Source organism: Novosphingobium sp. (genome assembly GCF_027531025.1).
Lineage (GTDB): Bacteria > Pseudomonadota > Alphaproteobacteria > Sphingomonadales > Sphingomonadaceae > Novosphingobium.
The window spans coordinates 263,227-286,405 of record NZ_JAPZQX010000004.1 but is presented as its reverse complement, the minus strand read 5'-3'; the positions used below and the strand labels follow the sequence as shown (position 1 = coordinate 286,405).

Genomic DNA, 23,179 nt, shown 5'->3' with positions numbered 1-23,179 from the left:
CATTCTCCCCGGGGAACCGGTGTGCTGGTCGTATGAAGGTTCAGAGCTTGAAGACGCGGGTCGCATTGTCGCGCAGGAACTTGGGCCAGACCTCGTCCTTCAGGGGCACGTGCTCCATGTCGGACATGATCCGCTCCAGGCTGAGGCCCATCGGGAAATAGCCGGCGTAGATGATCTTCTCGCTGCCGCGCGTGTTGGCATAGTCGATGATCGCCTTGGGATAGTGCTTGGGGGCAAAGGCGCTGGTCGAATAATAGAGGTTCGGCCACTTCAGCATCAGCTTCACGGCCAGGTCCTGCCACGGTTCGGCACCGTGGCGCATCACGATCTTCAGGTCCGGGAAGAACCAGCAGACCTCGTCGAGATGCTCGACCTTCTGCGTTTCCATCGGGATGCGCGGCCCCGGAATGCCGACGTTGAGGCAGATCGGAATGTCCAGTTCCACCGCGCAGGCATAGAGCGGGAACATGTACTTGTGGTTGATCGCCACCTGCGGCAGCGTTCCCGCCGGGAACACGCTGATCGCGGACAGGCCGACCTCGGCGTGAATCCGCTTGATCCGGCGCACTTCCTCCATCCCCTTGTTGGGATCGCAGGGCAGATCGAAGAAGAAGCGGTCGCCGTAAAGCTCCTTGGCGCGGCGCGAGGTTTCGTTCTCGTTCCAGCCGACCAACGCCTTGGCAATGCCGTGCTTGTCCATCTGCTCGACCGTCCACTTGACGTAATCGTCGGCATGGCCGGTCTGCGGCACGTCCTTGAACATGTACTGCGCCGGCATCGAGAACTGCTGCAGCGTCTGCGCGTCCTTGATCAGCGGGCGGAAGGCGGTGAACCAGTCCGAGCGGTCCTCCGCCTCGGGAATGCCGAGCATGCAGTCGATGATGCCGATATCCTTGGGCATGCCCATGTCATTGTTCTCCGGATAATGCTTGCCAGGCAGCGCGCAGCGCCCCCTTGTTGACCTTGCCCACGTCATTGCGCGGCAAGGGTTCGCTCACGATCGCGACCCGTCCGGGCGCCTTGTAGCGGGCCAGCCGTTCGCCGACCCAGTCGATCACTGCCGCTTCGGTCAGGCCATCGCCCTTCACCACGGCAACCAGCAATTCGCCCAGCCGCTCGTCGGGAATGCCGAAGGCAGCGCATTCGCCCACGCCCGGCATTTCGCCCATCACGCGTTCAACCTCGGCGCAATAGATGTTTTCGCCGCCGGAAATGACCATGTCCTTCACCCGGTCGACGATGAAGATATAGCCCTCGGCATCGATATAACCGACATCGCCGGTGCGCAGCCAGCCATCGGCGGTAAAGGCGGCGGCGGTTTCTTCCGGGCGGTTCCAGTACCCGGCCATGACCATCGCGCCCTTGAGCTGGATTTCCCCGCTCTCGCCGGTCGGCATGACCGTGCCATCGGGCGCAACGATCCGCACCTGGGCCAGCGGCAGGACGCGTCCGGCCGAAGCGCGGTTGCGGATGAAGTCCTCGCCCACGGCCTGGGCCAGCGAGCCCGATGCCTCGGTCATGCCATAGCCGGTGCCGAGCACGGCATGGGGAAAGACCTGGCGGATCTCGTCCAGCAGGTTGACCGGCAGCGCCTGCCCGCCCGAGGCAACGTTGCGCAGCGAGGTGAGGTCCGCAGCGCCCGCTTTCGCCCGGTGCAGCACGTCCCACAGCATGGTCGGCACGGCGGCGAACATGGTGATCTTCTCGGCCTCGATCAGCCGCACCGCTTCCTGCGCGTCCCACCGGCGCATGATGACCACCTTGGAACCAGCGAACAGCGGCGAGAGGAAGGCCGCGCCAAGGCCCGAGATATGGAACAGCGGATAGACCAGCAGCACGGCCTGCTGCGGCATGTTGGCCATCAGCGCTTCGGGTGTCGTCTGATACTGGCGCGCCATGTTGTGCAGCACCATCACGCCGGAAAGCTGCATCAGCATCAGCCCGGTGATCAGGCTGCGATGGGTCAGCACCGCGCCCTTGACCCGGCCCGTGGTGCCGGAGGTGAACAGGATCGTCGCCGGGTCAAGCTGCTGGGCCAGCCCCGGATCGGGCATGGCTTCACTCGCGCGGCGCGCGATCTCCCGATCGTCGAAGGGCTTGGTGAGATCGAGCATCCGGCCCTGGTAGCCACCTTCGCGGATCAGCGCGGCGCGGCGGCCATCGGCCAGGACCAGCGCCGGGGTCACGTCATCGATCATCGCCACCAGCTCGGCGGGGGAGCCGCGGCTGTTGAGTAGAGCCGCGATCCCACCGGCCTTGATCACCGCCATGAAGGCTACGATCCATTCGGCCCGGTTGCGCATGCAAATCGCCACCCGGTCGCCGCGCTTGATCTGCAGCAGCGGCACCAGCTGGTCGCGCCAGGCAAAGACCTGCTCGAAGGTCAGCCGCCGCTCGGCCCCGTCGGAGGAGAAATCGACCAGGAAGGTCTTGTCGCCATGCCGCCGGGCATGGTCGATCATCAAGGCCAGGTCCGGCGCGGCATTGGCGAACTGCAACAGGCCATCGCGCTCGACCAGTTCGAACGGCGTGCCCGGCGCGGTGACCGCGGCGAACAGGGGATCGACCTGGCTCATGCTACCTCCGCCGCCATGTCCTTGGCCCAGCGATAGTCCTGCTTGCCGGCCGGGGATCGCTTGACCTCATCCACCCAGACCAGCGCCTTGGGCACCTTGTAGCCGGCCAGGCGCTCACTGGCGAAAGCCTTGATCGCATCAAACGGAGGCTGTTCCTGCCCCGACCGCAGCGAGACGACGCCGATCACCCGTTCACCCCAGCGCGCATCGGGCTGCCCGGCCACCACGGCATCGAAGATCGCCGGATGGGCGCGCAGCACTTCCTCGACCTCTTCGGGGAAGACCTTCTCGCCGCCGGTGTTGATGCAGGTGGAACCGCGCCCGAAGACCGTAATCATGCCATCAGAATCAAGCCGCGCCGCATCGCCGGATACGGCCCAGAGCGTGCCGTCGATCGCCACGAAGGTCTCGGCTGTCTTCACCGGATCGTTGTAATAGCCGATCGGGGTGTTGCCGGTGCGGGCGACGAAGCCGGTCTCGCCAACGGCGGCGATCCGGCCATCGATGACCACCTGCTGGAACGCGTTGGCGGGCAGGCGCATCACGCCTTCGGCCGATTTCTCGGCCATGCCCGACATGCCGGTTTCGGACGAGCCCATGCCATCGGTGATGCTGGCCGAGGGCACCAGCGCCTTGAGATCGTCCTTGAGATGCTGGGAAAACACCGCCCCGCCCGATCCCAGGTTGACCACGGCCGACAGGTTCCAGCGCCCAGGATTGGCGCGCAGGCAATCGCGCAGCGGCGTCGCCATGGCATCGCCGACGAACTGGAGCATGTTCGCGCCTTCGCGCTCGGCAATGTCGAGGACATTTTCCGGCTCGAACACGCGGCTTTCGTCAAGGATGATCGTCACGCCATTCAGCAGTGCGCTCCACACCGTCCACATCGCCGCCATGTGCATCAGCGGGGCCAGCGGGAACATCTTCAGCGGATAGCCATCGCGCGCCCGGCTGGCGATATCTTCGGGCCGCTGGATCGGGCCATACGGGTTGAAGTACCCTGCCCCACCGGCACAGGCGAAGACAAAGGCGCGGTGCGGCCACATCACGCCCTTGGGCATGCCGGTGGTCCCACCGGTGTAGCAAAGGAGATAGTCGTCCTCGCTGCGCTCCCACGGGCCGCCCGGCTCATGCGCCAGCAATTCGGCATAGGGTACCGAACCGGCAATGTCGGCGTCCGAACCGTCCTCCACCGCGACCGTCAGCTTCAGCGTCGGCACATCGCCGCGCAGATCGCGGATGATCGGCGAAAATTCTGCCCCGTGGACGATCGCCACGCTATCGGCATTGGCGAAGAGATAGCGCAGTTCGTCCGCGCGATAACGGTAGTTCACGTTGTACGGGACCGCGCCCAGCTTGCAGGCGGCGATGAAGGCTTCGAGATAGGCCGGGCCGTTGTAAAGATAAAGACCGACCGCTGCGCCCCGGCCAACCCCGTGCGCGGCCAGCCCCGCCGCCAGCCGGTCGCAGCGCTCGTTTAGTTCGGCAAAGGTCAGCCGCCGGCTCTGGGCGATTACCGCCAGCCGCTCTGGAACCGTCTGCGCGACGGTTTCGAACAGGTCGGCCAGGTGGAACCGGCTGGCCATGTCAGTAGACGGCGGCCGGGTTCTTCGGACGTGGGCTGCCCAGCATCTCGCGGTAGCTCGGCTTGTCCTTGCCGCGATCGGTGACGCCCAGTTCCTTGGCGATTTCCGCCCCGATCAGGGTCTGGCCGGAAAGCTCGTCACGGTTGGGCGCCGTGCTGATGGCATCGATGATCTGGGCGGTGAATTCCGGGTTCTCGGCTGCGTCGATGAAGCCTTCGTACTGTTCCGGATTGGTCTTCTGCGCGATCAGCGAACGCTCGGTGACCAGCGGCCCCATCCAGATCGACACCGCGATCACCCCGGTGCCGCGCAGGTCATGCTCCATGTCATGGGCAAACTTGTCGACGCCCGCCTTCTGCGCGCCATAGGCCGGGCCATGCATATAGCACGAACCGCCGAACGACGATCCGAAGGCGATCGTGCCGAAGCCCTGCTTCACCATCATCCGCGCCGCATGCCAGCTGGCGACATAGGCCGAGCGCAGGCCGACATCGAGGATCTTCACCGCGTCCAGGTCCTTTTCCCAGAACGGCTTCTTCTCGATCAGCTGGTGGTGGATATAGGTGGCGTTGTTGACCAGCACGTCGAGCCGGCCCTGCTCACGCTGGATCTGTTCGAACAGCGCGGCGACCTGGGCATCGTCGGCATGGTCGCACATCACGGCAATGCCCTTGCCGCCCGCCGCCGTGACTTCCGCCGCCGTTTCGGCGACCGTGCCGGGCAGGACCGTGCCATCCCAGCCCTTGGCATCGCCGGGGGCAATGGTGCGGCCGGTAACATAGACGGTATAGCCCAGCTCACCGAAGCCGCGCGCGATCCCGCGACCCGCTCCGCGGCTTGCGCCGGTGACGAGTGCTACCTTTGCCGTCATCCCAACCTCTCCCATGATTCGACGCATTGCTGCGCTCAATTGCGCTTATAACGCGGTTTTGCGGATTACAAATAGTATTTCATTACGCAAATCAAGCCGCATCCGCGCCACGAACCGGAATTCGCGTGATCCGCGCCGGTCAACAGGTGTACTGCCCGGTCGGGATCACGTCGATGGTCCCGCGATCGATGAACCGGTCGCAGCTTTCCATCATCCGGTCGAGGTTGGCCTTGAACCGCGCCGGATCACCAACCGCATCGAAGAACACGAAGGGATCGGTCAGCGCCGCCTCGGGAAAGCACTCTTCGACAATCGCGACATAGGGCGGCGCGCCTTCAGTGAGCGGGCGAACCACCAGGTTCTGGACATATTCGAAATTGGCCTGGGTCTCGATCGCGACCAGCGTGTGGCGATCCTGCCAGAGCGCCAGCCATTCGGCATGGGTCAGCCGCTCCGGCAGGGTCAGGAAGGCCAGCTGGGCCCAGCCGGCCGTGCGCTGACCAGCCTGCGCCGGATAGGCACTGTTGGCGATGATCGTCGATTCCGCCACGACCCAGCCGTGCCAACGCGCGCAGCAGGCATCGAGCGCCCGATCAGCCTCGCCCCGCAGCAGCCGGTTGGCCGATGGCAGCCAGAACTGCACCACGGCATCGTGCTGGCGGGCCCCGCACGACTGGCGCAAGTGCGCACCACCCGCGCTGATCGCGTCTTCAAGATTCAGCCGGATGCCGGTCGCTCCCGCCGCACGCAAGGCACCGGGCAGCCGGTCCAGCAGGCTGGCGTTGAACGCCGTCCGGTCAGCGCCTTCGTCGGCCCACAGCAGGCAAATCACCTTTTCCATCGCCGCCGCTCAGTCGAAATTGGCCTGCCCGCCATCAAGCGGGATGGTCGCGCCGGTCAGATAGCCGAGGTCGGAGGAGCAGAGCGCCGCCACGGCCCGGCCGATGTCTTCTTCCAGCTTGCCGATCCGGCCGAGCGGGATGGTGCGGAAAAAGGCCTCGGCCTCTTCCGGGTTGTTGGCGATCCACCACTTCAGGCCGGGGCTTTCGGCGTGCGGCGCGATCGTCAGCACGCGGATCCCCTGCCGCCCCCATTCCGCCGCCGCGGCGCGGGTCAGCACCCGCATCGCCTGCTTGACTGCACCATAGGCCCCGTATCCGGTCATGTCCCAGCGGATCCCGGCAGAAGAGGCCAGGTTGACGATCACCCCGCCGCCGCGCGCCGCCATGTGCGGGTGGGCCAGCTTCATCAGCCGGAAGCTGGCCAGCGGGCCGGATTCGAACCCGGCCAGGAAAGCCTCGTCAGTCACGTCCAGCAGCTTGCCGTTCGGTACCTCCTGGGCATTGTTGACCAGGATATCGAGCCCGCCGAACCGCTCGACCGTCTGGGCGACCATGTCCGCGAGGCTCGCGGCATCCTTGACGTTGCCCGCAATCGCCAGCGCCTCGCCCCCGCGCTCGTTCACCAGCGCCGAGGTTCCCTCAAGCTTGGCGAGCGTCCGCCCGGTGACCGCGACTTTCGCGCCCGCCGCCGCCAGGGCCAGGGCAATCCCCTGCCCGACCCCTTGCCCGGCCCCCGTTATCAGTGCCACTTTGCCGGAAAGATCGGTCATGCGCGCTCCTCATCCGAAAGATTCGTAATTCATAGTCGTTTTGATTACGCATTAGGTTGACAGAAAGCGCATGGCTGCGTCAATTGCGTTTCTTGGAGAATCCCTGTGCAACACTTGCGCGACAGGCGAATTGAACGGGAGAGGGTATGAGCCAGGATCTGACCGGCACGGTCGCCATCGTCACAGGCGGGAGCGACGGCATCGGCCTTGCCACCGCCGCCCTGCTGGCCCGGCGCGGCGCGCATGTGGTGATCTGCGGGCGGCGGCAAGAACTGCTGGATAGCGCCCGCGCCCAGATCGAGGCCGACGGCGGCAAGGTTGAGGCCGTGCAGCTCGACGTGACCGATTTCCCGGCCTTCGAAGCGCTGATCGAGGATGTCGCCGCCCGCCACGGCCGGCTCGACATGCTGGTCAACAATGCCATGTCGACCCACTATGCCCCGATCAGCCGCCTCAAGCTGGAACACTGGCGCAAGGACTTCGCGGTCAATGCCGATGCCGTCTTTGTCGGCACCAAGGCGGCGATGAAGGTGATGGCGGCGAAGGGCAAGGGCTCGATCGTCAACATCAGCTCGACCACGGCGATCCGGGCGATGGCGAACTATTCCAGTTATTCCGCTTCCAAGGCGGCGCTGATCCAGTTCACTGCCGTCGCGGCGATGGAAGGCGCGCGGCAGGGCATCCGGGTCAACGCGATCGTGCCGGGCCAGGTCAACACCGCCGCCACGCTGGACTTTGCGACCAAGGCGCCGGAACTCGCCGCCAAGACTGCCGATGCGATCCCGATGGGGCGCGGCGGGCAACCCGAGGAACTGGCCGAGGCGATCGTCTTCATGCTGTCGGACGCGGCGAGCTATATCACCGGGGTTGCCCTGCCAGTCGATGGCGGCAAGGCGGCCCAGCTCTACATTCCCTCCTGAGCCCCGGAGAACGCGACGATGACCGGTAAGTGGGATCAGGAAGTCGATGTCCTCGTGGTCGGATCGGGGGCGGGCGGCATGCTGTCAGCGCTCGTCGCGGCGAAGAACCATGCCGATGTGCTGATCGTCGAGAAGGAGCAGCTGTGGGGTGGCACCTCGGCCACCTCGGGCGCGGGGATCTGGATTCCGGCCAGCGACCAGGCGGCGGCGGCTGGTTTTCACGACGATGTCGAGGATGCCTTCAAATATGTCCGCGCGCTGTCGGCCGACAACGTGCCGGACGAGAACATCCGCGCCTATGTGACCAACGCGGCCAAGATGCTGCGCTGGATGGGCGCCAATACCGAGATCGAATATCACGCCTTTCCCTATCCCGATTACCATGCCGAGAACCCCGGCGGCTCGCTCACCGGCTATCGCACCCACATGCCGCTGCCGCTGGACGGGCGGCGGCTGGGCAGGGACGTGCGGACCCTGCGCTTCGCCTCGCCGGCGGCCTCGCTGTTCGGCTATCTCAACTGGCACTTCGACGAGACCTATATCCTGCTGTTCCGGGCCAAGGGCTGGTGGCTGCACCTGGCGAAGAGCCTGATGCGGTACTGGCTTGACTGGCCGTTCCGCTTCACCTCGCGCAAGGATCGCCGCCTGACCCTGGGCAATGCCCTGGCGGGCGGACTGCGGCTGGCGCTGAACGAGGCGAAGGTGCCGCTGTGGCTCAATAGCGGGCTGGAGGAACTGGTCACCGAACAGAGCAAGGTCACCGGCGCAGTCATTCGCCGCGATGGCAAGGCCGTGCGGATCAGGGCGCGCAAGGGCGTGGTGCTGGCAGCGGGGGGCTTCGACAAGAACCAGGCCATGCGCGATGCCCATGCCCCGCTTTACCCCAATGCGCTCTATTCGGGCGGGACCGGGGGCAACACCGGCGATGCGATCCGCGCCGGACAGGCGCTGGGCGCAGAAACGATGAACCTGCAATCGACCTGGGCCGCGCCGGTATTCTACGTGCCGGGCGAGGATCGCGGGCGGCTGTGCACGATCGAGCGGGCGCTGCCCGGCTGCATGATGGTCAACCAGCAGGGCGAACGCTATCTCAACGAGGCGGCCTCCTATCACATCGTCGGCCAGCAGATGGCGCGCCGCCAGCGCGAGCATGGCGATGCCAGCCCCAGCTGGTTCGTGTTCGACCACACCTATCGCCATTCCTATCCAGTCGGCCCGGTCTATCCGCTGGTGCCAGACTGGCTGCAGAACGGCATGGTCAAGACGATCCTGAAGAAGGGCCGGACCATTGCCGAACTGGCCGCACAGATGGGCGTCGATCCAGCCCGGCTGGAAGCCACCATCGCCCGCTTCAACACCAACGCCGAACAGGGGGAAGACCCCGATTTCCACCGCGGCGAAGCGGCCTATGACAAGATGTACGGCGATCCGCGCGTCACGCCCAACCCCTGCCTGCGCCCGCTCACCAAGGGCCCGTTCTATGCCATGCCGATCTACCCCGGCGATATCGGCACCAATGGCGGGCTCAAGACCGATGCCCTGGCCCGCGTGCTGGATGCCGGGGGCAAGCCGATTGCCGGGCTTTACGCCATTGGCAACAGCGCGGCCTCGGCCATGGGTGAGAGCTATCCGGGGGCCGGCGTCACGATCGGTCCGGCGCTGACCTTCGGCTATATCGCTGCCAATCACCTGACCGGCAGCAACGCGGGGTGAACCGCGCGGGCTAGTCGGCCCGCACCTTCACCTTCGGCGCGGCGGCCCCGCGGCGCATGGTCTCGAGGAACTTCTCAAGCGGCGCCGGCTCCTGCACCGGGCCGCCATGATCCCCCTCGCGCGCCCAGAACTCGGCATAGCTGGGGAACAGCTTGTGGAAGGTGCCCTCCACCCATTCGGTGCCCGGCCAGCGCATCTTGTTGTCGCCCACCGGCGGCTTGTTGAGGTCGGTCGCATACCAGTAGAGCGGCAAGCGCCGGGCAAAATACCAGCGGCCGTCCTGGCGGACATAGTCGTCGACATACATCATCTGCATGATGACCCATTCGTCCGCCCCGCCCTCGACCGGGGTCTCGTGCTCGTTCTTCGAATAGACCACGCCGTGGGCATGATCCGGATCGTCAAACTCGATCACGTGCCCGCCGATGTGGTGCGAGGTGCCGGTAAAAGGCGAGCGCAGCGTGCGGTCCATATAGGCCCGCAGCGCCTGGCGGCCGCTGGCATCCTTGCCCACGCGGACATCGGCCGGAAACAGCGAAACCATCGCGTCCATATCGCGCATGTCGAGCGCCAGGGCATATTTGGCGGGCAGCTGGCGGATCGCATCGAGCGATTCCAGGCGGTCGATCCGGGCTTCAAGCGTGGTCATGGGCATACTCTTTGCAGAATGGTGCGGAAAGGAAAGGTCACGGTTCGATCCGTTCGATCGGCGGCAGGCTGTAGCGGCCATCCAGCGCCTCCCGGCGCGGCAGGTAAAGCCGCATCACCAGATAGAAGGAACCCGACGGCACGGGCAGCCAGTTGGCGCTGCCAGCCCGGGGCCGCTGCGCCGACAGGTAGAGCGAGAGCGCGCCATCCTTGTCGCGCCGCAGGCCGGGGGTGCGATCGCCGATGTTGTAGCGCCCCAGCTGGTTCGCCACCAGCTGCGAGGTCGCCCGGTCATAGGCAGTCAGCGACCAGAAGGCGTCAACCGGCGGCAGCTCCCCCTTGGCGAAGCGAATGCGGTAGAGCCGGTCACCGCGCAGCGGTTCGCCGCGATTGTCGGTGATGGCAGCCGGATAGATCGATTCCTCCGGCGCGTTGACATAGCCGCCGCGCGCCACTTCGGCCCGCAACAGGAAGTCGTTGCCCGGATCGGCCATAGCCCCCGACCACATCCAGCCGTTCTGGACCCGCGCCGGGCGGAAGCCGCGCTGGGCCAGCACCCTTGGCCCCAGCCGCACCGCGCAGCCCAGCCCCAGCGCTTCGCCGGGCTTGAGCCGGTCTGGATCGAACTGCTGCGCGGGGCCAAAGCCCGCCTGGTCGAACATGGCCATCAGCGCCGTTTCGCCGGGCCGGGCCGGCACGGCCTTGAGCGCCGCGTTCAACATCTGGAAGTAGCGCAGGCTGTCGAAGGGCCTGAGCGGTTCGGCTGCGGTTACCGGCTGGCCCGGCGCGCCCGCCATCCGGATCGCCGCCGCAGCCTGCCGCGCGGCGGGCAGGTCGGCCGCGCTGGTCACCAGCACCCGGCCCAGCATCCAGGCCGTATCGGTGGGCAGGCGAACGGCCTCGTAACCTTCGGGCACCGCGCCACCGCTCGGGCCGACCAGCGCATAGCGCCGCGCCGCGCCGCCATTGGTGCGTGTGCCCAGGTGATGCGGCTTGCCGTAAAGGTCCATGAAGGCCAGCGTGTAATAGCGCGCGCCAAAGGCGGGCACGTCAAGCAGCACCGGCCCGCGCGACAGGTCGAGCCAGGCATTGAGATAGAGCGTGTCGGCATTGGCCGCGCGCAATTGCCCCTGCGTTTCGGGGGTCAGTAAATGCGGATAGATCGCGATTTCGTTGACCGGCGCGGCGACCGGTTGCTCCGGACTGACCCGGTGCGTCTCGTTGTGCTGCTGCTTCAGCAGGTCGACCAAGGGATAGCCATAGATGAAGCCTTGCAGGCCGACCGCATAGGCCAGCGCCGCCTCCGGGTCCTGCGACAGGGCGCGGCATTGCTCCTCATCGGGAAGCCCGGCAGCCGCCAGGGCCAGCGCAATCGTCAGCATATCCCTCCAAACGCGTAGATTTGCATTATTTGAACTACGATATCGCCTTTCTGATTGCCTCACAATCTCTAATCGCGTAACAAGATGAATGTTAAGCTACGCAGAAGCTTGTCGCCAACGATGACGAGGCTGCGTCAAGGGAGGGATCGATATGCGCCTGTTGAGCACCGTTTCGCTGGTCGCCCTGACGACCTTAGTCACCACCCCCGTGTTTGCGCAGGAAACCGCACAGGCCCAGGATGACGGGATCGGCGACATTGTCGTCACAGCGCAAAAGCGCTCGGAAAATGTTCAAGACGTGCCAATCGCGATCTCGGCGCTTGGCAGCCAGTTCCTTGAAAGCCGGGGGATCGATTCAATCGACAAGCTGGGAACCGTTGCTCCGAACGTTAAGATCGAGCGCGCGCCCGCATCCAAGACCATCTCGCAGATCTCGATCCGCGGCTCGGTGACGATCAACCCCGCGATCACCTGGGAACCGGCGGTCGGCCTCTATCTCGACGGGGTCTATATTGCGAAGGCGCAGGGATCGATCTTCGATGTCGCCGATCTCGAGCGGGTCGAACTGCTGCGCGGCCCGCAGGGTACGCTTTATGGCCGCAATGCCCTGGCTGGTGCGGTCAACCTGATTACCCGCAAGCCCAGTGGCGAAGCCGGCGGGTCGATCGAGCTGACCTATGGCAGCTTCAACGATCGTCGGGTCCGCGGCGTGCTCGATCTGCCGCAGTTCGGGCCGTTTTCGGTCAAGGTCTCGGGCCAGTACCGCAAGCGCGACGGCTTGGTCGACCTCGTGCCCAATTCGCCCACCGGCAAGGACCGCACCGACTCGATCGATTCCGGCAGCTTCATGGTCCAGCTGCGCGCCGAACTGTCGGACAGCATCACCGCCGACTATACCTTCGACTACAGCAAGGCGAGCCAGGATCCGCCGTTCTCGCAGCTGCTGCGGGTCAACCGCAATGGCGATCCGCGCGACATCTTCGACCCGGCCTCGCCCGGTTATCCCTTTGGCGGGGCCTTCTTCCCGCTCAATCTCTATACCAACCCGAACCGCGCCACGACCGCGGCCATCGACGCCCCGGCCTATGAACGCTCGCGCTCCTATGGCCATGCGCTGACGCTGACCGCCGAGCTGGGTTCCGCCACGCTGAAGTCGATCACCGCCTACCGCGACCTCGCCTGGGCCGATGGGCTGGATCTGGATGGGTCGCCGCTGCCGGTGGCCTTTACCCAGCGCATCACCGATTACCACGCCTTCAGCCAGGAACTGCAGCTGACCGGCGAGCTCGCCGACGGCCGCCTCAACTACGTGCTGGGCGGGTTCTATTTCGACGAGAAGGCCGAAACGCTGAACCCGCAGACCTATTTCGGCGGCGGGGTGGACCTGCAGTCTGACTATGGTTCGAACACCGAGGCCTTCGCGCTTTACGCCCAGCTTGATTACAAGCTGACCGACGCGCTGAAGGTTACGCTGGGCGGTCGGTACACGCACGAGAAGAAGGACGTGCGCCGCTATTTCCGGGTCAATCGCGATGCCGGGAACGGGATCTTCGCCCCGCTGGTGGTGGCGAACCTGCCCTATGGCGTGATCCCGGATGCCAAGTACAACAACTTCTCGCCGGCCGTGACCCTGGCCTGGGAAGCCAGCGACAACATCAATCTCTATGCCCGCTTTGCCCAGGGCTTCAAGTCGGGCGGCTTCAATGGCGAAACCAACGTCTTCACCGCACCGACCGCGGCCTGCCCCAGTGGGGCGACCGAACTGTGCAATCCCTATCGCCCGGAACAGGTCGACAGCTATGAAGTGGGCGTGAAGACCAAGCTGGCCGATGGCCGGGTGATCTTCAACGTCGCGGCCTTCCGCAGCGAGCACAAGGACATGCAGCTGTCGGTCTTCACGGCCACCACCGGGGCCGCTTCGGTAGTCCGCAATGCCGCCGGCGCGCGGATCCAGGGTCTGGAGTTCGAAACCGTGCTGCGCCCGGTCGACAGCCTGACCATCAACGGTTCGCTGGCGATCCTCGACCCCAAGTACAAGCGCTTCATCGATGGCGGAGTGGACGTATCCGCCAACCGCGCCTTCCCGCACGCGCCCAAGACCACCGCGTCGCTGGGCTTCGACTGGGAAGCGCTGAGCGGCGACTGGGGCAAGCTGAACTTCTATGGCGATGTCAGCTATGTCTCGAAGTACTATACCTTCCCCTATCCGCTGGTCATGCCGACCCGGTCTGACCAGGTTGCGGGCACGACCGAGTCGAAGGGCCGCACGATCGTCAACCTGCGGGCCAGCGTGGCCGATATCCCGATCGGTGGGGTCAAGGCCGAAATCTCGGCCTTCGTCCGAAACCTGACCAAGGAAGCCGATCCGACCAACTTCATCGATTTCGGTCCGGGCTTTGGCGGCATCCTGCTGGGCTACTTCCCCGAACCGCGCACCTTCGGCGTGACCGTGGGGATGAAGTTCTGAGCGGGATGGCAACGCTCGAGGAGCGGCTGCAACGGCTGGAGGATGACCGCGCGATCCGCGATCTCAAGGCCCGCTACCTGCGGGCCTGCGATACCAAGGATCCCGCGGCCGTGCGCGACTGCCTGCTGCCAGAGGGAGCCGTCATTGCCTATGACGGCTTTCCCGCCTTTGCGGATCGCGAGGCTTTCGTGGCGGTCTATGCCGAGCTGGGCTGCGCGCCGGGGATCTTCGACATCCACCACGGCGCCAACGGGGTGATCGCCTTTGACGGTGCCGACCGGGCCATCGGCCAATGGTCGCTGCTGTTCCACAACATCAATCTGGCCAGCCGCACGCTGACCCAGATGGGCGTGGAATACGATGACATCTATATCCGGCAGGACGGGCGCTGGTGGATCGCGGAAACGCGGTCGCGGCGGCTGTCCTGCCTGATCCATACCGTGGACGCGGACGGGCGGCCTGGCGTGGCCGTGATGGGCCAAGCGCCAGAGACTTTCGGCTGAGGAGAATGGCAATGCGGTTTGCAGGCAAGCGAGTGCTGGTTACCGGCGCGGCATCGGGGATCGGCCGGGCCACCGCGCTGCTGTTCGCCCGCGAAGGCGCGCAGGTGATCATCGGCGATATCAACGAAGCAGGTCTTGCCGAAACCGCCGCCCTGATCGGGGCCGCGGCCACGCCGGTGGTCTACAATGCCGAGGATCACGCCTCGTGCCGCGCGCTGGTGGCAACGGCGGCCGAAGGGGGGCTGGACGTGCTGTGCAACGTCGCCGGCCTGCTCAAGTGGGGGCCGACCGAGACCTATGCGGTCGAGGATTTCGAGCGGATCCTGCGGATCAACACGACCAGCGTCTTCGTGCTGTGCCAGGCCGCTTTGCCGCACCTGGTCAAGGCCAAAGGCAACGTGGTCAACATTGCTTCGACCTCGGGCCTGCGCGGCATGATCTATACCGCCGCCTATTGCGCCTCGAAGCACGCGGTGGTCGGCATGACCACGGCGCTGGCGGCGGAATATGCGCCCAAGGGCGTGCGGATCAACGCGGTCTGCCCTGGCCACGTCAACACCCCGATGACCAAGCAGGCACCGCCGGAGGGTGATATCGACTGGCCGATGGTGATGCGCGGCATGCCCAAGCTGGTCGATGGCAGCTGCGATCCGGAGGACATTGCCGAAGCCGTGGCCTTCCTCGCTTCGGACAAGGCCCGCAAGGCGACCGGGACGGTGCTGGTGGTGGACGGCGGCCAGCTGGTCAGCTGAGCAGGGCCTGCGCCGCCGCGCCGCCATCCAGCAGCGCATTGTCGCGGCGCACCACCTGCCAGCCGTCGGCGCCGCGCCGCAGCTCCCAACGGTTGGCTGCCACGCGCACCGGCGCCCATTCGCCATCCTCGTGACGGAACACAACGCTGTGGCAGCGCGCCACGGCGCTGTCCCCCGCAAGGTCGATCGCCGGGCTGGTCAGGACATGGGCGCAGCCATCGGCCAGCAGCGACTGGTGAACCGGCCCGGAAATGAGCGCGGCAATCGCGGGGCGTCCCCGCGCCTCGCCCATGCCGCCCACGGCATAGACCCCGTCCTCGCTCCACAGCGCGGCCACGGCCTCGGCATTGCCGGTATCGGCCAGCGGGCCATAGCGGGCAATCAGGTCGCGGATCGCCTCGCGGTCCTCCAGCAGCCGCAGCCGCTCGGCGATCGGGTCAGGCACCGGCAGCCTTGCGCCCGGCCTGGCGGCCGAAGAAGGTGCAGTCAGCGAGGCTCATCCCCGATGAATAGCCATGCCCCCAGGCCGGCAGGCCCGACGTGCAGCGCCCGGCCGCGAACAGGCCGGGGATCGGCCTGCCACTCCGGTCCAGCACTTCGCCATCGGTCGAGGTCTTGAGCCCGCCCAGGGTGAAGAAGCTGAAATAGCTGTCGTGGAAGTCCAGCTCGAGCGCGATGAACGGCCCCTGGTCCAGCGGCACGAGGATCGGCGGGCGCTTGTCGAACAGCGGATCGCGGCCCTGCCGCGCGTGCTCGTTATAGACCGCCATGGTCGCGCCGAGCGTGCCCTGCGGCAGTTCCAGTTCGGCCTCGACCTCTTCCCAGGTCTCGCCGGTCCCGGCGATCCGCATCCGGGCAAAGTCCATCGGCTGGACGAAATGCGCATTGTCGAGCAGCAGGTAGACCTTGCCGCCCGGCTGGTCGACCGCGCAGCGGCTGACCCGGCCATGATAGCAGTCCTCGTTGATGAACCGCTGCCCCTTGGTGTTCACGAAGGCGCCATAGGCGTGGCTTTCCGGCATGGTCCACGGGCAGGTGGTGAAGAACTGGTCCATGTGGATCGCCTCGCCGCCCGCACCCAGGCCCAGTTCGATCCCCAGGCCATCGTCCTTGTCACCGATCGGATCGTTGAGCTTGAAGGTATCGGGGCAGTGCTTGCGCCGCATGTCCGCGTTGAACACGAAGCCGCCGGTGGCCAGAACCACGCCCTTTGCCGCCTTCACGAAGCGCGGCTGGTTGTCGATCCGCACCACCAGGCCGACGATCCGTGCACCGTCCTGCACCAGCGCCAGGGCGCGGGCATCGGTAACGACTTCCACACCCTTGGCGCGGGCGCTGGCTTCCAGCACGTCGACCAGCGGACGTCCGCCGCCCCAGCCCATGTGCTGGATCACGTGGCCGCGCGGGGCCGGCTTGGCCAGATCGCAGAACGGCGCCGCCGCCTCACTGCCCGACCAGATCAGGGTGCTGTCATCGGTCGGCTCGATCAGCTTGCCGGGCAGGTAATTGCCGCGATAGGGCACGCCCTGCGCCTTCAGCCAGGCATAGTGGTTCAACGCCTCGCGGCCATAGAGCTCGCACTTGGCCTCATCGACACAGGGGCCACCAGCCAGCTTGAGATAGGCGGTGAAATCCTCGGTCGAATCCTCGAAGCCCGCCGCGCGCTGGGCATCGGTGCCGCCGCCCCCGCCGATATAGATCTCTCCGCCGGACAGGCCCGAAGCCCCGCCACTGCCCGAATTGCGCTCGAACAGCATGACCCGCGCGCCCGCATCCGCCGCCTCGATCGCGGCGCAGGCACCGGTCGCACCAAAGCCGATCACGGCCACGTCGGTCTCAAAATCCCAGCCCGGCACCTTGGCGGCGGGATAAGGGCGGTGCTGCGAAATTTCCGTCATGGTTCTAGCCTGCCTTGGCCTTCAGCATGTCGAGCGCGACATCGACGATCATGTCTTCCTGCCCGCCCACCATCTTGCGTCGGCCCAGTTCCAGCAGGATCTCGCGCGTGTCGATCCCATAGGTCTCGCTGGCCTTTTCGGCATGGCGCAGGAAGCTGGAATAGACCCCGGCATAGCCCAGGCTCAGCGTTTCGCGATCAACCCGGACCGGGCGATCCTGAAGCGGCCGGACCAGGTCTTCGGCCGCATCCATCAGCAGGCTGACATCGCAGCCGTGGTTCCAGCCCTTGCGGTCCACCGCGGCCACGAAGACTTCGAGCGGGGCATTGCCCGCGCCCGCGCCCATGCCGGTGAGCGAGGCATCGATCCGCACCGCCCCGCACTGGGCCGCAACGATCGAGTTGGCGACGCCAAGCGACAGGTTGTGGTGGGCGTGCATCCCGCGCTCGGTCTCGGGCTTCAGCACCCGGTCATAGGCTTCGAACCGGGCGCGCACTCCGTCCATGTCGAGCGCGCCGCCGCTGTCGGTCACATAGACGCAGTGCGCGCCATAGCTTTCCATCAGCAGGGCCTGGCTGGCCAGCTGCTCGGGCTCGATCATGTGGCTCATCATCAGGAAGCCGGACACGTCCATGCCCAAATCGCGGGCAATGCCAATATGCTGCTTCGATACGTCGGCCTCGGTGCAATGCGTCGCGACGCGGACCGAGCGGACGCCGATATCATAGGCACGGCGCAGTTCATCGACCGTGCCGACACCCGGCAGGATCAGCGTGGTCAGCACGCATTTGTCGAGCACTTCGGCCACGGCTTCCAGCCATTCCCAATCGGTATGGGCGCCGAAGCCATAGTTGAAGCTGGCGCCGGACAGGCCATCGCCATGGGCCACCTCGATCGCATCGACGCCGGCCGCCTCGATCGCCTGGGCAATCGCGCGGACATGGTCGATCCCGTACATGTGGCGGACGGCGTGCATCCCGTCGCGCAGGGTCACGTCCTGGATATAGAGCTTGTCGCCAGCGTTCACATCGAACTTGCTCATTGTGCCATTCTCCGCGCAGCCAGCAGTTCGCCAGTGGCCTTGGCCGCGGCGGTCATGATGTCAAGATTGCCGGAATAGCTCGGCAGGTAATCGCCCGCCCCTTCGACCTCGAGCATGATCATCGACTTGATCCCGGTGAATTCGCCCATGCCGGGGATCTTCAGCTTGTTGTTGTCGCCGAACCGCTCGAACTGGACTTCCTGCTTGAGCCGGTAGCCGGGGACATACTTCTGCACTTCGGCGACCATTTCCTCGACCGAGCGACGGATCGCGTCCTCGCTGCCGCCTTCGGACAGGGTGAACACGGTGTCGCGCATGATCATCGGCGGTTCGGCCGGGTTGAGGATGATGATCGCCTTGCCGCGGGTCGCCCCGCCAACCACCTCGATCGCGCGGGCGGTGGTGCGGGTGAACTCGTCGATATTGGCGCGGGTGCCGGGGCCAGCCGAGCGCGAGGAGACCGAGGCGACGATTTCGGCATAGTGCAGCTTGTCGGTCACGCGGGCGACGGCGGCAACCATCGGGATCGTGGCCTGTCCGCCGCAGGTCACCATGTTGACGTTCGGCTGGTCGAGGTGCTGGCTCATGTTGACCGGCGGAACGGTGAACGGCCCGATCGCGGCCGGGGTCAGGTCAACCACCTGGATCCCGTCGGCGCGCAGCGCCTCGTCATGGGCCTTGTGGGCATAGGCGCTGGTCGCATCGAAGGCGATGCCGATCTCGGCATAGCAGGGCAGCTGCTTCAGCCCCTCGATCCCTTCGTGCGTCGTGGCGATGCCATGTTCGCGGGCCATGGCCAGGCCTTCGGACGCGGGGTCGATCCCCACGACCGCCGCCAGTTCCATGTTCTGGGGATACTTGATCATCTTCATCATCAGGTCGGTGCCGATATTGCCCGAACCGATGATCGCGGCCTTCACGCGTGCCATTGCTGTTTCCTTAGACAAACCGGGCCGTGCAGGTGCCGACACCGTGCAGGGTCATTTCGAACACATCGCCCTTCACCGCCGGTTCGAGCGGGACGAGACTGCCAGAGAGGATCACGTCCCCGGCATCGAGCGTGACGCCATAGGCGCCAAGGGTATTGGCCAGCCAGGCCACGGCCTGGGCCGGATCGCCCTGGACCGCGCTGCCATAGCCTTCGGACAGCGGCGCGCCGTTCTTGGTGACGGTAACATGGAGCGCGGGCAGATCGTGCTCGCGCGGATCGGCCTGTGCCGCGCCCAGCACGAAGACCCCGCAAGAGGCATTGTCGGCCACGGTATCGACAATGCCGATCTTCCAGTCGCGGATCCGGCTGTCGACGATCTCGAAGCAGGGGGCGATGTAGGCGGTCGCGGCCATCACGTCGGCGGCGGTCACGCCGGGGCCGTTGAGGCTGTCCTTCAGGACGAAGGCGATTTCGGCCTCGGCGCGCGGGGCGATCAGCGCCTTGGCATCGATGTCGATTTCCGCACCGACCTGCATCCAGTCGGTCAGGAAGCCGAAATCGGGCTGGTGGACGCCGAGCATGTCCTGCACCGCCTTGCTGGTCACGCCGATCTTCTTGCCGACCACGCGTTCGCCATCGGCCTGGCGGCGGGCCAGGAAGCCGAGCGAGATCGCATAGGCATCGTCGATGGTCAGATCAGGGTGGCGCTCGATCAGCGGGGCCACGGTGCGGCGTTCGCGCAACGCGGCATAAAGTTCCGCCGCCAGGTCTTCGCGCAGGCTCACAGATATCCTCCGTCCTGGTAGATCAGCGGAGCGACCGTATCGCTGACGCTGGCGCGCAGCACGCGGGCAATAACGATCGAATGGGTGCCATAGGCCAGCATGGCATCGATCACGCAGCTGAGGTTGGCCTGGGCCCCGGCCAGTTCGGGCAGGCCATTGAAGCCTTCGCGCCAGTCACCGATCCGGAACCGCTCTTCCTGCGGCACGCCGCCACCGAACGCGGCCGAGACATCCTGCTGGTCGCGCGCCAGGAGGTTCACCGAGAGCGGCGCGGTCGGCACCAGCAGGCCGTGCAGCAAGGTGGACCGATTGACGCAGACCAGCACGGCGGGCGGATCGACGGTGAGCGAGGTGATCGAGGTGGCGGCCATGCCGACCGGCCCGGTCTCGCCCCGCGCCGCGACCACCGCGACCGAGGCCGCCAGCCGCCGCATTGCCGCGCGGAACTGGCCGGGCAGCTCGTCCGGGATCAGGGGATAGCCTTCAGCCACGCAGGAATTCCAGGCTGTAGCGGTTGAACTCCTCCGCCCGTTCGACCTGCACCCAGTGGCCGGTGCGGGTAAAGGTCATGCAGCGGGCATCGGCGCAGCGATCGAGGAAGTGGCGCGCGCCGCTTTCGGGGCAGAACTCGTCGTTCAGCCCCCACAGTACGAAGATCGGCACATTGAGCTCGCCCACCCGCGGGCCAAGGTTGGGCGTGCGCATCCGCACCAGCACGTCCTTGGGCTGGGTGCGAGCCACGGCAAAGCGTTCCTGCACCAGCGCCTCGGGAATGTTCGGGGCGAAATCGGGGTGGACCAGGTTGCCGATCAGGCGGCGCTGTTCGTCGAGGTTGAAATCCGGCCCGCCGAAGTTGGATACCATCTTGGTGATCCCCGGCATCTTGAAATAGTCGGCCTGTTCCTCGACGCATCCGGGTGCCATCAGGATCAGCCGCTCGGTGAATTCCGGATGGTCGAGCGTCAGCTGGATCGCCACCCCGCCGCCCAGCGAATTGCCGACCAGCGTGGCCCGTTCGATCCCGTGCTGGCGCAGCGCATCATAGAGCGTGTCGGTGAACAGCTGCAGGGTATAGTCGATCCCCTCGGGCTTCGACGAAGCGCCATAGCCGATCATGTCGGGCAGGATCACCTGGTAGCCGGCGGCCACGAACTCCGGCCAGTTCTGGCGAAAGTTCGAAGCCCCCGATGCCCCAGGCCCGCTGCCGTGGATGAAGACCACCACCGGGCCGGCCCCGGCCGACTTCAGGTGAATCTGATAGCCGCCCGCAACCGTGTAAGTCGCTTCCCTCAACCCGGTCATGTCCCCTCTCCCTCGATCGCGCGTTACAGGAACGGATTGAGCGGCGCTTCGCCCAGCATGGCGTTAACCGCATCGCCGGTCCGGTTGGCGGGATCGTTGGCCACGTGGGCGCGGCCCGCATGGAGATCGAGCCAGGGCTGGATGATGTCGCTGGTCATGTAGATCGCCCGGCCGCCCAGCAGCTGGACCACATCGTCGATCAGCCCGGCCAAGCGCCGCACCACCGTGGCCGACTGGTAAGTATAGAAGGCGCGCTTTTCCATCGGGATGGCCTCGCCGCGTTCGGCATAGCCCATCAGGTCCTCGAAGGTCAGGCGCAGGGTGGTTTCCATCTCGCCCTTTTCGGCAATCGCGCGGGCGATCGCGGCGTGCAGGATCGGGTCCTGCTTCGATGCCTTGCCGGTATTGGTCGAAACGCGGTCCTGCATGATCTGCATGGCGGCATTGATCGCCGCCTGCGCGCCTCCGAAGGCCGCAGTCGAGACCGAGCGAACAAAGACCTGCGCCCAGGGCAGGCGATAGAGCGGGCCGGTGTTCACGTCCTGGCCGGGGTTCTGGCACAGGAAGCCATCGATCGACCGGTGGGTGCGGTAGTCGGGCACGAAGACATCGTCGACGATGATGTCGTGGCTGCCGGTGCCCTGCAGGCCGAAGGTGTGCCAGGCATCCTTGCCGATGGTGTAATCGCTGCGCGGCAGCAGGAAGGTGCGCATTTCGGCCGGGGTGCCATCGTCCTTGGGCGGACAGAACGCGCCCAGCAGCACCCAGCCGCAGTGGACCGAACCGGTGGAGAAGCCCCAGTGGCCCGAGAGGCGGAAACCACCCTCGACATGGGTGACCTTGCCGACCGGCTGATAGGTCGAGGAGACCAGCATAGAGGGATCGTCGCCCCACACTTCCTGCTGCGCCTCGTCATGGAACAGCGCCATTTCATAGGGGTGGCAGCCCAGCACGCCGTACATCCAGCCGGTCGACATGCAGCCTTCGGCCAGGGCCTTCTGCACCTCGAAGAACACATTCGGATGCATCTCGTAACCGCCATAGCGCTTGGGCTGGAGGATCCGGAAAAAGCCGGCTTCCTGCATCTCGGCAATGGTTTCGACCGAAACGTCGCGATTGGCCACGCAGGCGCGCGCCCGGGCCTTCAGGGTGGGGATCATCGCCTTCGCGCGGGCGATCAGTTCTGCGCTGGTCGGCACGGAGGGCGTGCTCTGCGGCTGGACGGCTGCGGTGGCCATTCTCCCGGATTCCTCTTGCTTGCTTCGACTCAGCCCTGCGGAATAGCGGGCCTCGTAAAATTTTCTATCGTTTGATACGCAAATCGTCAATTGAAAAGCCGTTTGACTTCCGATAATGCGGTTTGACCACGCAGTTGATCCCGCGATTCACTGATAGTGGGCAGTTTGGGAGAACAGCCGGTTTGGCACAGGCACTGAACATCGATCTGGCAGACAAGGTGGCGCTCGTCACCGGCGGCACGCGCGGGCTGGGCCGGGCGATCTCGGCCCGCCTGGCCGAAGCGGGCTGCACCGTGGTGGCCTGCGCCCGCAATGCGCCGGACAGCCTGCCCGCGGGCGTGTCCTTCATCCCCGCCGATATCCGTGATGCCGATGCGGCGCGCGCGCTGGTCGACGGGATCGTCGCCGCCCATGGCCGGATCGATATCCTGGTGAACAATGCCGGCGGATCGCCCGCTACGGCGATCGAGGCGGCCAGCCCGCGCTTCGTCGATGCGATCCTCAAGCTCAATCTGGTTGCCCCGCTCTATCTCGCGCAGGCCGCGCACCCGCACATGGTCGCGGCGGGCGGGGGCAATATCGTCAACATCGCCAGCGTTTCGGGCATCCGCCCCTCACCCGGCACTGCGGTTTATGGCGCGGCCAAGGCCGGGCTGCTGAACCTGACCCAGAGCCTGGCGCAGGAATGGGGCCCGGCCGGAATCCGGGTCAACGCAATCATCGCCGGACTGATGCAGACCGAAAACGCCGAAGCGACCTATGGCGATGCCGAGGCCCAGGCTGCGGTCGGCCGTTCGATGCCGCTGCAACGGATGGGCACGGGCGATGACCTCGCCGGGGCCGTCCTGTGGCTCTGCTCGCCACTGGCCGCCTGGGTCAGCGGCGCAAGGATCAACGTCGATGGCGGGGGCGAACGGCCCTATTTCCTCGACCTCGTGAAAGGAAATTGACAG

At 65.9% G+C, this 23,179-nt stretch carries 22 protein-coding genes; 6 read left to right on the top strand and 16 right to left on the bottom strand.

Going from position 1 to position 23,179, the window contains the following annotated elements:
* Nucleotides 1-40 precede the first annotated feature (40 nt).
* From O9281_RS07975 to O9281_RS07950, 6 genes are all read right to left on the bottom strand, one after another.
* Nucleotides 41-907, bottom strand: coding sequence for an amidohydrolase family protein (locus tag O9281_RS07975; protein ID WP_298184416.1), 867 nt, complete (start codon nt 905-907; stop codon nt 41-43).
* 1 nt (nt 908) lies between these two features.
* Complete coding sequence (locus tag O9281_RS07970) at nt 909-2,576, bottom strand: class I adenylate-forming enzyme family protein (protein ID WP_298184415.1); 1,668 nt, start codon at nt 2,574-2,576, stop codon at nt 909-911.
* Nucleotides 2,573-4,162, bottom strand: a complete 1,590-nt coding sequence (locus O9281_RS07965; protein ID WP_298184414.1) for an AMP-binding protein — start codon at nt 4,160-4,162, stop codon at nt 2,573-2,575. The genes O9281_RS07970 and O9281_RS07965 overlap by 4 nt, the downstream gene beginning before the upstream one ends.
* A gap of 1 nt (nt 4,163) precedes the next feature.
* On the bottom strand, nt 4,164-5,033 hold the full coding sequence (locus O9281_RS07960) for an SDR family NAD(P)-dependent oxidoreductase (RefSeq protein WP_298184413.1): 870 nt from the start codon (nt 5,031-5,033) through the stop codon (nt 4,164-4,166).
* A 139-nt stretch (nt 5,034-5,172) separates the two neighbouring features.
* Complete coding sequence (locus tag O9281_RS07955; RefSeq protein WP_298184411.1) at nt 5,173-5,874, bottom strand: EthD domain-containing protein; 702 nt, start codon at nt 5,872-5,874, stop codon at nt 5,173-5,175.
* A gap of 9 nt (nt 5,875-5,883) precedes the next feature.
* Nucleotides 5,884-6,645: an SDR family oxidoreductase gene (locus tag O9281_RS07950; RefSeq protein ID WP_298184409.1), complete on the bottom strand. Its 762-nt coding sequence runs from the start codon at nt 6,643-6,645 to the stop codon at nt 5,884-5,886.
* A gap of 146 nt (nt 6,646-6,791) precedes the next feature.
* Here O9281_RS07950 and O9281_RS07945 point away from each other — a divergent pair, with 146 nt between their 5' ends.
* Nucleotides 6,792-7,565 (top strand): SDR family NAD(P)-dependent oxidoreductase, encoded by a 774-nt coding sequence (locus tag O9281_RS07945; protein WP_298184407.1) that lies wholly within the window; start codon nt 6,792-6,794, stop codon nt 7,563-7,565.
* 18 nt (nt 7,566-7,583) lie between these two features.
* Complete coding sequence (locus O9281_RS07940) at nt 7,584-9,278, top strand: FAD-dependent oxidoreductase (RefSeq protein ID WP_298184405.1); 1,695 nt, start codon at nt 7,584-7,586, stop codon at nt 9,276-9,278.
* 10 nt (nt 9,279-9,288) lie between these two features.
* On the opposite strand, the gene O9281_RS07935 is transcribed toward O9281_RS07940, so the two are convergent.
* Both O9281_RS07935 and O9281_RS07930 read right to left on the bottom strand, forming a co-directional pair.
* Nucleotides 9,289-9,927 carry a nuclear transport factor 2 family protein gene (locus O9281_RS07935; protein WP_298184403.1) on the bottom strand — a complete coding sequence of 213 codons (639 nt, stop codon included), beginning with the start codon at nt 9,925-9,927 and terminating at the stop codon, nt 9,289-9,291.
* Between the two features lie 37 nt (nt 9,928-9,964).
* Nucleotides 9,965-11,308, bottom strand: a complete 1,344-nt coding sequence (locus O9281_RS07930; protein WP_298184402.1) for a DUF1254 domain-containing protein — start codon at nt 11,306-11,308, stop codon at nt 9,965-9,967.
* A 151-nt stretch (nt 11,309-11,459) separates the two neighbouring features.
* On the opposite strand from O9281_RS07930, the gene O9281_RS07925 reads away from it, so the two are divergent.
* Genes O9281_RS07925 through O9281_RS07915 form a run of 3 tightly spaced genes read left to right on the top strand, consistent with a single transcriptional unit; the run spans nt 11,460 to nt 15,030 of the window.
* Nucleotides 11,460-13,775 (top strand): TonB-dependent receptor, encoded by a 2,316-nt coding sequence (locus O9281_RS07925; protein WP_298184400.1) that lies wholly within the window; start codon nt 11,460-11,462, stop codon nt 13,773-13,775.
* A 5-nt stretch (nt 13,776-13,780) separates the two neighbouring features.
* Nucleotides 13,781-14,278, top strand: coding sequence for a nuclear transport factor 2 family protein (locus O9281_RS07920; protein WP_298184398.1), 498 nt, complete (start codon nt 13,781-13,783; stop codon nt 14,276-14,278).
* Nucleotides 14,279-14,289: 11 nt separating this feature from the next.
* Nucleotides 14,290-15,030: an SDR family NAD(P)-dependent oxidoreductase gene (locus O9281_RS07915; RefSeq protein WP_298184396.1), complete on the top strand. Its 741-nt coding sequence runs from the start codon at nt 14,290-14,292 to the stop codon at nt 15,028-15,030.
* Here O9281_RS07915 and O9281_RS07910 read toward each other — a convergent pair.
* Genes O9281_RS07910 through O9281_RS07875 form a run of 8 tightly spaced genes read right to left on the bottom strand, consistent with a single transcriptional unit; the run spans nt 15,023 to nt 22,226 of the window.
* Nucleotides 15,023-15,475, bottom strand: a complete 453-nt coding sequence (locus O9281_RS07910; protein ID WP_298184394.1) for a nuclear transport factor 2 family protein — start codon at nt 15,473-15,475, stop codon at nt 15,023-15,025. The two genes, O9281_RS07915 and O9281_RS07910, sit on opposite strands and share 8 nt — an antisense overlap.
* The gene (locus O9281_RS07905) at nt 15,468-16,928 is read right to left on the bottom strand and encodes an FAD-dependent oxidoreductase (RefSeq protein WP_298184392.1); all 1,461 of its coding nucleotides are present in this window, start codon (nt 16,926-16,928) and stop codon (nt 15,468-15,470) included. The genes O9281_RS07910 and O9281_RS07905 overlap by 8 nt, the downstream gene beginning before the upstream one ends.
* Nucleotides 16,929-16,932: 4 nt before the next feature.
* A complete protein-coding gene (gene dmpG, locus O9281_RS07900; RefSeq protein WP_298184390.1) occupies nt 16,933-17,970 on the bottom strand; it encodes a 4-hydroxy-2-oxovalerate aldolase in 1,038 nt (345 codons plus the stop codon).
* Nucleotides 17,967-18,899, bottom strand: coding sequence for an acetaldehyde dehydrogenase (acetylating) (locus O9281_RS07895; RefSeq protein WP_298184388.1), 933 nt, complete (start codon nt 18,897-18,899; stop codon nt 17,967-17,969). Before O9281_RS07895 ends, dmpG begins: the two co-directional genes overlap by 4 nt.
* 10 nt (nt 18,900-18,909) lie before the next feature.
* On the bottom strand, nt 18,910-19,686 hold the full coding sequence (locus tag O9281_RS07890) for a fumarylacetoacetate hydrolase family protein (RefSeq protein WP_298184386.1): 777 nt from the start codon (nt 19,684-19,686) through the stop codon (nt 18,910-18,912).
* Complete coding sequence (locus O9281_RS07885; RefSeq protein ID WP_298184384.1) at nt 19,683-20,177, bottom strand: flavin reductase family protein; 495 nt, start codon at nt 20,175-20,177, stop codon at nt 19,683-19,685. Before O9281_RS07885 ends, O9281_RS07890 begins: the two co-directional genes overlap by 4 nt.
* Nucleotides 20,170-20,988: an alpha/beta hydrolase gene (locus O9281_RS07880; RefSeq protein WP_298184382.1), complete on the bottom strand. Its 819-nt coding sequence runs from the start codon at nt 20,986-20,988 to the stop codon at nt 20,170-20,172. The genes O9281_RS07885 and O9281_RS07880 overlap by 8 nt, the downstream gene beginning before the upstream one ends.
* 23 nt (nt 20,989-21,011) lie before the next feature.
* Nucleotides 21,012-22,226, bottom strand: coding sequence for an acyl-CoA dehydrogenase family protein (locus tag O9281_RS07875; protein WP_298184379.1), 1,215 nt, complete (start codon nt 22,224-22,226; stop codon nt 21,012-21,014).
* 182 nt (nt 22,227-22,408) lie between these two features.
* Here O9281_RS07875 and O9281_RS07870 point away from each other — a divergent pair, with 182 nt between their 5' ends.
* Nucleotides 22,409-23,176, top strand: coding sequence for an SDR family oxidoreductase (locus O9281_RS07870; RefSeq protein WP_298184377.1), 768 nt, complete (start codon nt 22,409-22,411; stop codon nt 23,174-23,176).
* The last annotated feature ends 3 nt before the right edge of the window (nt 23,177-23,179 follow it).

Excerpts from the sequence above, each read along its gene's own strand:
- O9281_RS07965 (WP_298184414.1), bottom strand. The coding sequence starts at position 4,162 with ATGGCCAGCCGGTTCCACCTGGCCGACCTGTTCGAAACCGTCGCGCAG.
- O9281_RS07925 (WP_298184400.1), top strand. The coding sequence starts at position 11,460 with ATGCGCCTGTTGAGCACCGTTTCGCTGGTCGCCCTGACGACCTTAGTC.
- O9281_RS07940 (WP_298184405.1), top strand. The coding sequence starts at position 7,584 with ATGACCGGTAAGTGGGATCAGGAAGTCGATGTCCTCGTGGTCGGATCG.
- O9281_RS07935 (WP_298184403.1), bottom strand. The coding sequence starts at position 9,927 with ATGACCACGCTTGAAGCCCGGATCGACCGCCTGGAATCGCTCGATGCG.
- O9281_RS07875 (WP_298184379.1), bottom strand. The coding sequence starts at position 22,226 with ATGGCCACCGCAGCCGTCCAGCCGCAGAGCACGCCCTCCGTGCCGACC.
- O9281_RS07970 (WP_298184415.1), bottom strand. The coding sequence starts at position 2,576 with ATGAGCCAGGTCGATCCCCTGTTCGCCGCGGTCACCGCGCCGGGCACG.
- O9281_RS07950 (WP_298184409.1), bottom strand. The coding sequence starts at position 6,645 with ATGACCGATCTTTCCGGCAAAGTGGCACTGATAACGGGGGCCGGGCAA.
- O9281_RS07945 (WP_298184407.1), top strand. The coding sequence starts at position 6,792 with ATGAGCCAGGATCTGACCGGCACGGTCGCCATCGTCACAGGCGGGAGC.
- O9281_RS07955 (WP_298184411.1), bottom strand. The coding sequence starts at position 5,874 with ATGGAAAAGGTGATTTGCCTGCTGTGGGCCGACGAAGGCGCTGACCGG.
- O9281_RS07960 (WP_298184413.1), bottom strand. The coding sequence starts at position 5,033 with ATGACGGCAAAGGTAGCACTCGTCACCGGCGCAAGCCGCGGAGCGGGT.
- O9281_RS07895 (WP_298184388.1), bottom strand. The coding sequence starts at position 18,899 with ATGGCACGCGTGAAGGCCGCGATCATCGGTTCGGGCAATATCGGCACC.
- dmpG (WP_298184390.1), bottom strand. The coding sequence starts at position 17,970 with ATGAGCAAGTTCGATGTGAACGCTGGCGACAAGCTCTATATCCAGGAC.
- O9281_RS07975 (WP_298184416.1), bottom strand. The coding sequence starts at position 907 with ATGGGCATGCCCAAGGATATCGGCATCATCGACTGCATGCTCGGCATT.
- O9281_RS07915 (WP_298184396.1), top strand. The coding sequence starts at position 14,290 with ATGCGGTTTGCAGGCAAGCGAGTGCTGGTTACCGGCGCGGCATCGGGG.
- O9281_RS07880 (WP_298184382.1), bottom strand. The coding sequence starts at position 20,988 with ATGACCGGGTTGAGGGAAGCGACTTACACGGTTGCGGGCGGCTATCAG.
- O9281_RS07930 (WP_298184402.1), bottom strand. The coding sequence starts at position 11,308 with ATGCTGACGATTGCGCTGGCCCTGGCGGCTGCCGGGCTTCCCGATGAG.
- O9281_RS07905 (WP_298184392.1), bottom strand. The coding sequence starts at position 16,928 with ATGACGGAAATTTCGCAGCACCGCCCTTATCCCGCCGCCAAGGTGCCG.
- O9281_RS07920 (WP_298184398.1), top strand. The coding sequence starts at position 13,781 with ATGGCAACGCTCGAGGAGCGGCTGCAACGGCTGGAGGATGACCGCGCG.